10 protein-coding genes are annotated in these 11493 nt (G+C 54.7%); 3 read left to right on the top strand and 7 right to left on the bottom strand.

Going from position 1 to position 11493, the window contains the following annotated elements; translation table 11 throughout:
- The 3 genes from ACEN2R_RS20015 to ACEN2R_RS20005 all read left to right on the top strand — a co-directional run.
- Nucleotides 1–204, top strand: a 204-nt coding sequence (locus tag ACEN2R_RS20015; protein ID WP_442044595.1) for a transposase domain-containing protein, incomplete at its 5' end; no start/stop codon positions are given.
- Nucleotides 204–500, top strand: a complete 297-nt coding sequence (locus ACEN2R_RS20010; protein WP_442044593.1) for a hypothetical protein — start codon at nucleotides 204–206, stop codon at nucleotides 498–500. The genes ACEN2R_RS20015 and ACEN2R_RS20010, both read left to right, overlap by 1 nt.
- Nucleotides 501–852: 352 nt before the next feature.
- Nucleotides 853–1050 carry a hypothetical protein gene (locus ACEN2R_RS20005; protein WP_442044597.1) on the top strand — a complete coding sequence of 66 codons (198 nt, stop codon included), beginning with the start codon at nucleotides 853–855 and terminating at the stop codon, nucleotides 1048–1050.
- 210 nt (nucleotides 1051–1260) lie between these two features.
- Here the strand turns inward: ACEN2R_RS20005 and ACEN2R_RS20000 are convergent, their stop codons facing one another.
- The 7 genes from ACEN2R_RS20000 to ACEN2R_RS19970 all read right to left on the bottom strand — a co-directional run bounded on the left by ACEN2R_RS20000 (nucleotide 1261) and on the right by ACEN2R_RS19970 (nucleotide 11271).
- Nucleotides 1261–1860, bottom strand: a complete 600-nt coding sequence (locus ACEN2R_RS20000; protein ID WP_442044592.1) for a peptidoglycan-binding domain-containing protein — start codon at nucleotides 1858–1860, stop codon at nucleotides 1261–1263.
- Nucleotides 1861–1957: 97 nt separating this feature from the next.
- Nucleotides 1958–2812: a sulfotransferase gene (locus ACEN2R_RS19995; protein ID WP_442044590.1), complete on the bottom strand. Its 855-nt coding sequence runs from the start codon at nucleotides 2810–2812 to the stop codon at nucleotides 1958–1960.
- The gene (locus ACEN2R_RS19990) at nucleotides 2812–4056 is read right to left on the bottom strand and encodes a glycosyltransferase family 4 protein (RefSeq protein WP_442044588.1); all 1245 of its coding nucleotides are present in this window, start codon (nucleotides 4054–4056) and stop codon (nucleotides 2812–2814) included. Before ACEN2R_RS19990 ends, ACEN2R_RS19995 begins: the two co-directional genes overlap by 1 nt.
- A gap of 3 nt (nucleotides 4057–4059) precedes the next feature.
- Nucleotides 4060–4731, bottom strand: a complete 672-nt coding sequence (locus ACEN2R_RS19985; RefSeq protein ID WP_442044586.1) for a hypothetical protein — start codon at nucleotides 4729–4731, stop codon at nucleotides 4060–4062.
- Nucleotides 4732–4849: 118 nt separating this feature from the next.
- Complete coding sequence (locus ACEN2R_RS19980; protein ID WP_442044584.1) at nucleotides 4850–9577, bottom strand: beta strand repeat-containing protein; 4728 nt, start codon at nucleotides 9575–9577, stop codon at nucleotides 4850–4852.
- A gap of 138 nt (nucleotides 9578–9715) precedes the next feature.
- On the bottom strand, nucleotides 9716–10612 hold the full coding sequence (locus tag ACEN2R_RS19975) for a CsgG/HfaB family protein (protein ID WP_442044582.1): 897 nt from the start codon (nucleotides 10610–10612) through the stop codon (nucleotides 9716–9718).
- On the bottom strand, nucleotides 10612–11271 hold the full coding sequence (locus ACEN2R_RS19970) for a hypothetical protein (RefSeq protein WP_442044581.1): 660 nt from the start codon (nucleotides 11269–11271) through the stop codon (nucleotides 10612–10614). Before ACEN2R_RS19970 ends, ACEN2R_RS19975 begins: the two co-directional genes overlap by 1 nt.
- Between the last annotated feature and the right edge of the window lie 222 nt (nucleotides 11272–11493).

Raw genomic sequence — 11493 nt, 5'->3', positions numbered from 1 at the left:
TCACAGGTGGCCGGATACCCCGGAACAGGTGGCCGGATGTTGTCGGAATGGATGGCCGGATCCTCCGGAATACGCAGTCTCGACCCGCAGGCATATTTGACCGACATCCTCGCCCGCATCCACGATCACAAGATCAATCGCCTCGATGAGTTGCTGCCATGGAATTGGTCGCCCCTCGCCGCTCCAAATGCCGAGGCTGCCTGATGGCCGCCATCACCCACATCCGCTCCCTCAAATACGCCGCCAAGATGATGGGCGAAGATCTGGAGCTTCTCGAGGCCATCGTCTGCAACGACGATAACCTGACCTATGGCTCGATCATCACCGTCCAAACTGGGCCGGAGGAGGCCATCACCGCACTGACCGACTACGGCATCGAAGAACTGACAGACATGCTCAGGGATGCCCGAATTACCACCAAAACCTGGCACGAATTCCTCGACGACTTCGTCAACAACGCAGAACTCGTCGCCCGCATCAAGGCACAATCACCGCGGTAACAACCGGCCGGTTACATCCCTTCTCGGAGGCTCTGTTCCGAACCTGCAAATACCGCCCGGACTGGCCGAGCAAGGGCTTTGCCACAAAAACCGATGCTCAGGCTTGGGTAAAATCCTTCGCCAGTTGGTATAACGGCGAGCATCTGCACAGCGCCATTCGCTTCGTCACCCCGGGCGCACGCCACGCTGGCCATGACCGCGCAACGCTGGCAAACCGAGCCATTCTCTATGCAAATGCACGTGCGCAAAAACCGGAACGCTGGTCAGGCAAAATCCGCAACTGGCAACCCGCCGGACCCGTCTGGCTCAACCCAGAAACCGAAATCAGCGTCCCTGAAATCAGAGACGCCGCATGAAATCGGCGGACAACACCTTTGACAAACACCGTATACGTGCAATACTGGCAAACCGCGCCAGTCTCTATGCCAATGCGCGTTCACAAACCCCGGAACGCTGGTCAGGCAAAACCCGCAACTGGCAACCTGCCGGACCCGTCTGGCTCAACCTTGAAACCGAAATCAGCGTCCCTGAAATCAGAGTCGCCGCATGAAATCGGCGGACAACTCCTTTGACAAACACCGACGTCAGACGGCAGGCTACTTGGGGAATGTCGGCTCATATCGTGCGTCCAAAAAGCCATTCTAAAAAAAAGCCGCCGAGGTGAAATCTGGCGCTCGCAAAAAGACACAAGCGCCAGAAAATCACTCACCCGGCAGCACTGCACCTGGGAGCTAAACCGGAGGCTTCCACGCAATTCAGTTCACTTTCCAAGAAAGATCAGATACGTTGTAATAGGGTCCGGAAGGCCATTTACGGCAAGCTTTGAACTTTCCTGAAACCCACTGATTGCCTTTGACGTCGCGGGACCAAACTTTCCATCCGCTTGCTTTGCCTCAAGGAAACCCAGTTCAACCAAGCGGCCCTGGACAGCCTTCAAGAGCTCCGCGGGGACCTGCACTTGATTGCCATCCGCCTCAACCAGAACCAATTCCGGCACGCCCGTGAGCCTGCCGGATCGAACTGAATTAACCGAACTCAGAACCACACTGTCGATAAGAGCAGACGGATTCGACACGCAAATACGCCGCACCAGCTCGCCCACCACCTTATTGTCAGACACAGGGTGTACATCATATACCCCTTCAGTACTGCGGTTGGCATGGGAGAGCCAACCCGAGATCCAGTCGACCAGCCGATCGCGAACCAATTGGGCGTTATCTCCTTTCATTGCATCGTTCAAAGAGCTGCAAGACTGTGCTCCCAACCCTCGAACCACAAACTGGCCCTCTGCACCCGCTCCAAGCACAGAGCTTCCTGTTGCAGCGCACAACGCTGCAACCAATATCAACCGAGTTTTCATTGCTGTTCCTTATCCTGTTAGTTGCCAGCCGGATTGATTTTAATCAACACTATAAGGCTGCCAAGTGTGGCGATCATTCTATGCAACTGTAGCGGCTCTATGAAGACCGAACACCGTCGCCATCGACATACTCATAACCGCTCCAAAGCGTGCGAGCTTCCGGCATCCGCTTCGCAACGTTTCGATAGACATCCGCAAACACGCGGACAACTTCAGCGCGCACTCTCTCCTCTATTTCGCCTGTTTTGGGCGAAACGTGCACCTTCTTTTCTGACAATTCCGGCTTGAACGGAACATTCAAGAAGTCGCTTAGCGCCCTTAGTGAGGATGTAGAGAACATGTTTTCATAGAACCCAACGTGAATATGCTCGGCAGGGACAGCACTCTCTTCGAGCGAAGAAAGCGTTCGATCATAGCGCGTACGAACACGCGCGTTATCCGACAAAGCATAGTCCAGCAGCAGGTCGTTGTCATTCTTGGAATAGTTGAGATTGCTGTGTACTTTCTGCAGCCCAGCGTCGGCGCGGAACATTCTAAGCATGCTCCAACACCGTTCCACCGGATCTCGCATCAGAAATACTATTCTAACATTGAAGCCTCTGGACATCAGGCCACGATAAATAAACGAGATCTGTTCTCCCGAAAGCGCACAATAGGACGGGGTTATATCTGCCGCATGCGTCGCTCCTACCTGGCCAAGCAAAGCGGCAAAGTAATCAAAATACGCCGACGGATACTTTTGCATTTCACGACGAAGAAGCTGTGGAACCGACAGAACCGGACTGCCGTCTCGCACCCGAAAACGCGCCGCTTCGGGCACATGGACGGCATCCCAGATATGGAACTCTTTCTGAAACCCACGTGCAAATCCAGGCATCGACGTGAGATATGCATGCAACCAAGTGGTGCCAGCTTTAGGCGCCCCAATCCCAAGAACAAAAGTTTTGGACATTATTCGACAACTTCTTTCGATGGTTTGGTGGCGAGCTTGCGGTCAACTTGTGACTCCATGAACTGCCGAATCTGCTCGGCACGCTCAGAAGGATCGTGACGCCGTGCCGAAACAAGAGCACGCCGGGACAAATCCTGATAACGGCTCGCATTCGAGAGAAGCCTGGTGATGGAACGCACCCACGGCAAGACTTCAATGGGAGTAGGCAGTTCTTCAAACTTTCCTGCAAGCCGCTCTGGCACGTCAATCAACTCACCTCCGGACCCCAACTGTTCCGGCAAAGCGCCAACACGATGGGCGAGCACGGGGACACCATGCGTTTGTGCTTCCGGGACTATCCGTCCGGCTGCCTCAAACCACAATGACGGCATCAGGAGAACCGCGCTGTGCCGGTAAACCCTATGCATGTCGGATTGGCGCTGAAGCCACCAAATGTTGCTAAGGCGTGACGAGTTGTTCACAAATGTTTCCATATGCTCCCTGAGAACCCGGCTTTCAATGGCCATGAAGGTTATCGAAGGATCAACATTTTCCATAACTGCGGCAACCTGCATGAAAAAAAGACCGCCCTTGACCAAGCTCGGATTCACGATAGTGACAATTTTGGACCTTCGCCTTTGCTCAACCTCCATGATCGTTGGCTTGGCAATCGCGGCAAAATCAGGCAAGAAGTTGCCAATCACCGTTGAAGACAGACCTAGTCTCTGATTATACAGATCCCTTAGGGCGACAGAAGGTGTCACAATCTCATCGATCTCGTCAAAGCAGGAGCGCTTGTCTTCTGAATAACTGTCGTTTGCCAGATAGAAAATCGTTCGCGCACCAAGCTGCTTGGCAAGTTGACGAAGCGGTACCAAATTCCGACTGCCGAATCCAATGACGATATCAGGCTGAATTCTCCGGATGTCTTCAGCAGCAGATCCCACAAAACCTGTAATCAATTCAGTCGACAGGTTCCGCGCAAGGGAAGTACCAACATTGAAGATATTGTTCTCTATACCATCCCGAACAACCCTGATCCTCTTGCCAACGTGCTCCTTTGGATCAATAGACGGTGCAATCTCCATCCTGAAAGGATACTCCTCCTGGCCGTCGAAGAGCGACATGGACACGGAACTGACACGATAGCCAGAAGTCACCAGCATTTTCAGCCAATCGTGCATCTCGATCGCAGCACCGCTGTTTCGATCAAGAAGACACATGTCCGACAGGAACATGATGGAGGGTTTTGAAGAGCTATTCATAAGTTAATCCTCGTTCGCAGTCATGCCAGCCGCCGTCACAGGCAAGCGAAGCCAGTTTTCAGCAGCACGGATCTTTTCTGATCCAGGAGAAAGATTGGCTACCTGACAAAGCTTCAGCCGCGTGGCGGGGTTTGCAAGGAAGTCAGGATACGATACCGCAGAAAAGCTTCTACCTGCCCCGATCAGAGAGCTGAAAATGGATCCATAGATTCTGCGTGCGCCATCGGCACCATAGACCGGGTGCCAACCACGTCTTTTGCGGGTTTTCTCGATTTGTCCAATTGGCCTGACGACGACGAGAATTTCGGGGTCACAAATGGACAGGATTTGTGGAATAGCAAAGGCAGACAACGGATGCTTTAGAGCGATGGTCGTGTGCCCAAGGCTTTGGCAAACACTCTGCTCTGCCCTCAACCAAGTCGCAAAAAACTCTGTAAAAAACTCAACCGGCCGGGTTGGGTTCAATGTAATCTCATCGAACACCGAGCAGAGCGCATCCCTGAACGCCTTTGGTTCGTGGCTATCGGGTGTCAGCGGATCGTTTGTCAACTGGTGCGGGGGGCAGGTCCAGGCACCAATACGCGCCAGGTAACCGACAACTGCTGTTGATCCGGACGACCATGGCCCCAGGACCAGGACAACTCGCCGGCCAGATTCTTTGTCTTCAATCGACATCGCTTCGCCTTGCTATAAGAGGGAGGAGGCACCTGGTATGCCATGGGGAGGCAAACCAGGTGCCGACCGGACCAGGTCAGTTTATATAAAACAGGCGGGACTGGTCCGGTCATTCATATCAGCGCCGCAGCAGGTTCGACGCGCTGTTGCCGGTTGCGGAAGCACCAATGGTGTTGCTTCCGACCGAAACGGCAGATCCGGAAACCCCTCCGACAGAAGCCATCGTGATCGACGCGCCGCTGACCCCAGCTCTGATATCCCCAATGTTGCTCTGGTTAGACATCACGCCGTAGGACGCCGTATCTGCAGCAAGCGCCGTGACAAGCAGGATGTTCGTTGCAGAGTTGCCCATCGCTTGCGAAGCGATGCTGTTGCCAAGCAGTTGTGCGCTTGTACCAGACATCGCAACACCTGGAACGCCACCGGCGTCTAGACCGACACCGTAGGTGATGGACATGTTCGACGCAACCACCGTTCCGTAGTTTTCCTGGTTGTTTAGCAGCGCACCGGTTGCTTCCATGCCGCCATAGCCTGTGGCAGTTGTAGCCCCTGCCGCCATCATGTTCGACGCGTTCAACACCATTGAGTTGGAAGACAGGTTGGCGATCGCGTTCGCAAGCGAACTGTTTCCACCCACCGAGATCATGCTGTCGGTCGAAGTACCGACACCAAAAGCGTCCACACCGACCTCGACACCGATCACTCTTGCCGTAAGGTCGGAGGCGGTGGTTTGGAAGGAGTTTATGCCATAGCTCGCGTTAAGGCTGTTCGTAACATCGGCGTTCAACACGTTGGACGCACGGTTGCCAAGAACCTGGGCAGTTGTGGCGTTGTTATCCACAGCCACTGCGCTACTCAGAATGCCGTCGCCGGTTTGAACCAACGGGTTCAAATCGACGCCGTACCTTACGCCCTGAACAGTCGACGCCGCGCTGGTGGTGGAAGCGATCAACTGATTGTTGCTAAGCAGAAACACCCCGTCAGATCTGACGCCCAATTGAGCTTCGATGAAACCACCGCTGACATTGGTCGCGGAAATCGACACCGAGTTTTCGACCTGATTCATGGTCGCAAGCGCGGTAGTGCGGTTCCCGTCAACAATGATCGTGCTGGAATCCACGACGGCGGCTGTTGCTGTACTGTCGGTCAGACCAACAGTAATATCGGCAGTCGCAGAGGTCTCCATGGCACCGCTGTAGAAGGTTTGGTAGTTATGCAAGCCACCGGTCGCTGCGATGAACGTCCCGTCCAGCGAAAGCGCGTTGGTCGCACGGTTCCCGACCGCTTCGGCCAGAGACGTGTTGCCAGCCAAGGTGATCGTCGAGTCTTCGACACCCACAGTGGTAGAGTCCGTGAAGTGTTCGTTGAACACGGACAGCGCAGCAGAAGCGCTGATGTTAGACCCGATCACTTGGTCGTTGGCCATAACCACACCGCCAGAAACATCCCCGTTGCCGTTTGTGTTGGCAAACATCGAACCGGTTCCAACGCTCAGAACGGTGGCCGTCACGTCCACGGTGTTGGTCGCCACGTTGCCCCGCGCCTGTGCCTGACTGACGTTTTTGGTCAGATCCAGCGTCGAGCGCGTGATAGCCATGGGCGCATAGACCCAGGCATCGGACTGCGCACTGATGATATCAGTCGAAGCAGCAAGAACGTCGTTATCGATTGATTGACCGTTCTGGAGACCCGTGGTGGCAGACATGCCCGTCGCATTGACAGACAGCGTCGTTGTGGCGATGTTCGCCGTCACCGAAGACAACTGGGTGTTACCGTCAACGACAAACGACGAATCGTTCATCAAATTGTCAGTATCGGTATCGATCGCGAAGCTGCCATAGACTTCCGACGTCGCAGCATTGTCATAGAAATACTGCGTGTTCTGCGCCATGTTCGACGCGCTGACGTTGTAGTCCATGTCGACGGCCGCGTTGGTGCGATCGGCGCCTTCCTGGATTTGGGTCGCGTCCACGGTCACGGTGTTCACTGCCGTGTTGCCGATCACCGTGCCTTCGGTCAGGTTGCCAGCAACCGACAAGGTGCTGTCCTGGACGTTATTGTAGTTACGAATGTACGCACCACCATTTTGCTTCACCATCGACTGACTGCCTCCAACCGGTGACACAGAGGTAGTGGCCGCAGCTGCCGTGAACGTCATGACGCCCGTAGCAGCGTTGAAGGTGTAATTTACGTCACCCCCATTCCCATAAGTATTGACGACGTAGGCGAGCTGCTCAACCGACAACCCGTTGACGTTGGTGGTGAAAACGTACGGAGCAGCCCCCGACGTGGTCCCGTTGAGGGTAAATCCAAGCCAAGCGTAGGCCATGGTGCCCTGGTCGCCAATGACGGCGTCAAGGGTGGCGGCACGCGTTTCCTGGAAGTTCGCAGCACCGAGCGAGGTTTCAATGGTTGAACCCGCGGTCAGCGACAGGCCCGTGACGCTGCTGTTCGCCGTGGCAGATGCACGCAGGACGTTCAGATCCGTGGAAATGTCGGAACTTCGGATATTTTCGCGAATGATCGTTTCAACCTCGACAGACGTGCTCGGGTTGGTTGATGAGTCCGTCAGATAGGCAACGACGTTGGAGCCGCTGGCCAGCTGCGCGGTCTGCGCAATGAAGGACGCACGAGGCTCGTAGTTGTCGCCGTCAATGCTCACGAAGTCAGTGTCGCTGAGCGGACCATTAAAGGCGGTGTCGATGCTGTTGGCATTCACCGACAGGCGTGTCGACGTCGCACGGTTGGCAACGGCCATTGCTTCGACGCTGTTGCCGTCCGTTGACAAGACCGAATTAGCGACGTCTTCTTCGTTATAGATCCGTGTTTCTGCGAACGCCCGCGCAGAAACAACGTTTTGGACGCTGGTCTGCTGCGTCATGGCTGCGCCGATCGTGGCAAAATCCGACCCGATGGCGGCGGGGGCGAGGATGACACCAGCCGAAGTGATGTCATTCACCGTCAGCGTGATCGTGTTCGCAGCATCGTTTCCAATAGCAGCGGCAAGTGCATCGTTGCCGGTCACGCTGACCGTCGTATTCTGCGTGTCGCCACCTGACATATAGGCCTGCATCGTGCCGCCAGACATTTCAGCGCTCACGTCACCCAGCATGTACTGGGTATTCAGCGTGATGAACGACCCTTCAACTTCAGCAATATCGCCATTGTCGTAAGCGGGGCTTCCGTCGAACGCGATCGAGCCGGACCCGTTACCAAGCACACCGGCGTCGGCCGCTGCATCGATGTTGTTCGCTGTGATCGAAATCGAGGTAGTTGCGGTGTTACCGATTGCAAGCGCACGGTTGAAGTTGCCGTCAACGGTCAAGGTGCTGTAAACAGCGCCGCTGCCCGCGTTGGAAAAGAGTTCAGCATCGTTGTAGAACGATCCCGCGCGCGTGTCCGAAGTTCCATCAGCGTATTGATTGCTAACAACGGCGACGCCAGTACCGACGTCATTGCCATTCAGCGACACAGCCTGAGACGTGGACCGGTTGTTCACCGCCATCGCGTCAAACGTGTTGTTCGACACAGTCGCGGTGTCGCGCAGGTTCTCGAAATCATCCGCGGTTTCATCGCCCATGTTGATCTTGATATCGTTACTGCTCGTCACCGCTTCCACGGTAGAGGACGAAGACAGTTGCAGGTTCGAAACGGTCACCGCGCCAGTTGCGGTCATCATGTCGCCGGCACCCAAGCCCTGACCGATAGTCGCAGCGCTGTCACGACCAGAGACAATCGCGTTGGCGCTCAGCGAAATCGTCTGAACCGCGTTGTTGCCATAGGCTGCGGACGTGATGGCATTGTTGTCCACCGTAAGAAGGCTGTCCGTGGTCGCGCCGCTGTCTTCCTCGTTCGTGTCGATGAGCACATAGGAACTGCGGGTCGTAGCTTCCACCGTAGTGCTGTCGTTTACCTGGGTGCTGGCCAAAGCCACAGATGCGTCGATCGAGGCCGCATTTCCACCGGTGCTCAGCGTGCTCGTGACGCTGTTGCCACGCGCTGCAGACGAAACGGTGTTGTCAGCGACGGTGACCGACGATCCGGTAACTTCTTCGATATTGGCACGGATATTGGTGCCACGCGTCATGCTTGTGATATCAACCGACTGGGAGATGTCACCATCGTTGATCTGCGCGTTGGCAATCACCAGATCTGCATCAACCGTAAAGTCACTGACAGTTGAAACAATGCCGTTGAGGTCAGCGGCCGCAAGAACAGCGATCCCAGGGCCTGAAGTACCCGCGACGGACACGCCATCGGCGATGGTCATGGAGTTCGTGGCCGTGTTGCCGTTCGCCGAAGACGAAACCGAGTTACCGACGATTTCGGCCGATCCATCAAGCAGGCTGCGTACGGTATCACCCGCAACGTCACGGGCGTAGATGTTAATCGTGACAGCCGCGCCGCTTGCGAGTCCGTCGACGTCCGACTGGTTGAGCTGCATCGTCGCAATTGCGGACGAATCCGCGAACGCCGGAGCGGTCGATGCAGAGATCGTGTTGGTGACAGAGTTCGAGAACGCATCGCCATAGATGCGGTTCAGGTTCGCGTCAAAGCTGCCGGTGATGTTGTCGTCGAGACCGGACGACGACATGAGGTCGATCCTGATATCGATGGAGCCACCGCCAGACGGACCCGCGACGGCAGCTACGTTGGTAGCCAGATCTCGCTGGTAGTTGTCGACCAGCGCAATGGCCGTGTTGAGCCGGGTGAAGTTTTGGTTCAGAAATTCAAAATCAATTGAACTCTGAGCGAAAAGCGGCGACGAATTCATCGACACCACGCTTATAACTGCTGTAGCGAGAAGACGAGCACGCGTGCCCCTCTTAATTTGGATCGTATTCATGTATCTCTCCATTTTGACAACGTAGACCAGCCCCCACGGCTGCAAATTATCCATCCCGCAATGGCACACTCAACTTAATGAGTTTTTCAATCACCTTGGACCCTCGGCTCTGTCTGCCCACCAATCCAAGGTGAAATTTCATAAAAGTGGAAGCCGCATATCGTGCAAGTTTTCGTCCACCTCCGGACTGCAAAGTTCGCTGTCAACGTCAACGACCGCAGAAACCAACTGAAAGACGGCTTCCTCGATCGCCATTCTGACTCCAAATTGAACAGGCTCCTGCGACTTACTTCCGGCATTGAAATCGAAAAGGTCGCTTTCGAAAAACCGGAAGACTTCAAACCCTACCTCGTAGCCGACAAGCTGCTTTTGAACTGTGGCAGTCTTATAAACCTTCAATGACTGAGAACCCACAATCCGAAGGTCGACGGCCACGTTCATTACATACTCGCGGGCCTTCGGGCCAATCTGATTGATCTGAAGCTCGGCACCTGTTGTGCGGATATTGTAATTGACCTCGGTTATGCCCCCGACGATGTAGTAATCCGACTGAAGCACCGATCCCCCGAAATATGGCTTCCAGGGAACAGTTGAACTTCCTCCATCTTCAGACTCCGGAATTTCGTGCATCGCACCATCCCCGAGCTGCCGGTTCTTTATGTAGGCAAGTTCCGCATCCGCGATCCTGGTGTCGAACCGCTCATGTAACTGAACGCCGGGGGCCATTTTCCCCAAGGCGGAATACGCCATGAGCGCACCCCCCTGCGTTATGGCCATTCCATCGTCTGCGGTCGACTTGCCGGTGTAATCGCGGACATCGCCGACAGCAATAGACACACCGCCACTACCCAAATGACGGCCGACACACCTGAGCATCGGTTCCAGAGGTGTTACCTGGTTGCTGACCGGGCTGGAGTGAATGACGGATGAGTATTGCCCAGGATCCTTCACCAAACTTACGTTCTTGGAAAAATCGGTGCAGCCAGTCACCGCAAGCAGACATGCAACGGCGACGGAAAACGTCTTCTTTACCATCAGTTCGAATCCTGATTGAGTGGGGCGCCATTTGTCGAGATGTTGCCAGTGGTCACATCAACAATGCCGTTCAAGGCAGCCCCGTTCATGTCGCATGTCGTTGCATTATCGATTGAAGCCGTCTGGTTTCCGGAATTGAACTGGTCGTTGACCATGTCATTCTCTGTTGCTCCATTTTTGACTTTGCCTGTTTGCACAGACACCGAACTGTCGGTGACCTCCGACTCGACGCTACCGGAGCTATCTTGTACAGACGATGGCGCACCAGCATCCCCGGCTGTGCTGTTGGCAGACTTGTTGCCGGCAGCGTCCGTGGTTAAGCTAGGAAGTGAACGCACATCCACGGAATTCCCCGCCTGACTGTTGTCAGCGGTATTCGCTTTTGCGTCTGCAAGGGTGTTGCAGTTGACCTGCGTGCCGATATTGGTCGTCGTCGTGGAATACACGATGGTATTAAAGCCATCATAGTATCCGCCCTTCTTCTTCTCAATCAGGTCTGCCACTGCTGCCAGGTTGGCACGCTCGCTCGGCTCACGAAACTGCCACGCCCTGTTTTCACCAAAGCCGTTTGCGTGCAATACGTTGCCAGGCGCCATTACAATAAACACCGCAGCGACAAGTTTTACGGGTCCTACTCCCAATATCTTTAAGTTCACCATATAATCCTATCGCTTGACTTTTTAGTTTATTGCATTTGAACTCGCACACAACTGCAGTCCCACTAACGTCACAAATATTAACGCTTTTTTGGACAAAAAAATGAAAACTTCCAAGTTATCCTAAGTTCTTTTGTGCCCCCTTTAGTATAGGGCACCTCTAAAAATTGCGCCTGATCTGACGGCGGTGTAGACATTGGGCCAGTGTGAGATGGAGGCTGGTTG

This window comes from Pseudogemmobacter sp. W21_MBD1_M6 (genome assembly GCF_052119585.1).
Taxonomy (GTDB): domain Bacteria; phylum Pseudomonadota; class Alphaproteobacteria; order Rhodobacterales; family Rhodobacteraceae; genus JBGQOJ01.
The sequence above is the reverse complement of the archived record's forward strand: the minus strand, read 5'-3'. Positions and strand labels throughout refer to the sequence as shown.

Coding starts and splice junctions, on each gene's coding strand:
- ACEN2R_RS20010 (WP_442044593.1), top strand. CDS start 204: ATGGCCGCCATCACCCACATCCGCTCCCTCAAATACGCCGCCAAGATG.
- ACEN2R_RS20005 (WP_442044597.1), top strand. CDS start 853: ATGAAATCGGCGGACAACACCTTTGACAAACACCGTATACGTGCAATA.
- ACEN2R_RS20000 (WP_442044592.1), bottom strand. CDS start 1,860: ATGAAAACTCGGTTGATATTGGTTGCAGCGTTGTGCGCTGCAACAGGA.
- ACEN2R_RS19995 (WP_442044590.1), bottom strand. CDS start 2,812: ATGTCCAAAACTTTTGTTCTTGGGATTGGGGCGCCTAAAGCTGGCACC.
- ACEN2R_RS19990 (WP_442044588.1), bottom strand. CDS start 4,056: ATGAATAGCTCTTCAAAACCCTCCATCATGTTCCTGTCGGACATGTGT.
- ACEN2R_RS19985 (WP_442044586.1), bottom strand. CDS start 4,731: ATGTCGATTGAAGACAAAGAATCTGGCCGGCGAGTTGTCCTGGTCCTG.
- ACEN2R_RS19980 (WP_442044584.1), bottom strand. CDS start 9,577: ATGAATACGATCCAAATTAAGAGGGGCACGCGTGCTCGTCTTCTCGCT.
- ACEN2R_RS19975 (WP_442044582.1), bottom strand. CDS start 10,612: ATGGTAAAGAAGACGTTTTCCGTCGCCGTTGCATGTCTGCTTGCGGTG.
- ACEN2R_RS19970 (WP_442044581.1), bottom strand. CDS start 11,271: ATGGTGAACTTAAAGATATTGGGAGTAGGACCCGTAAAACTTGTCGCT.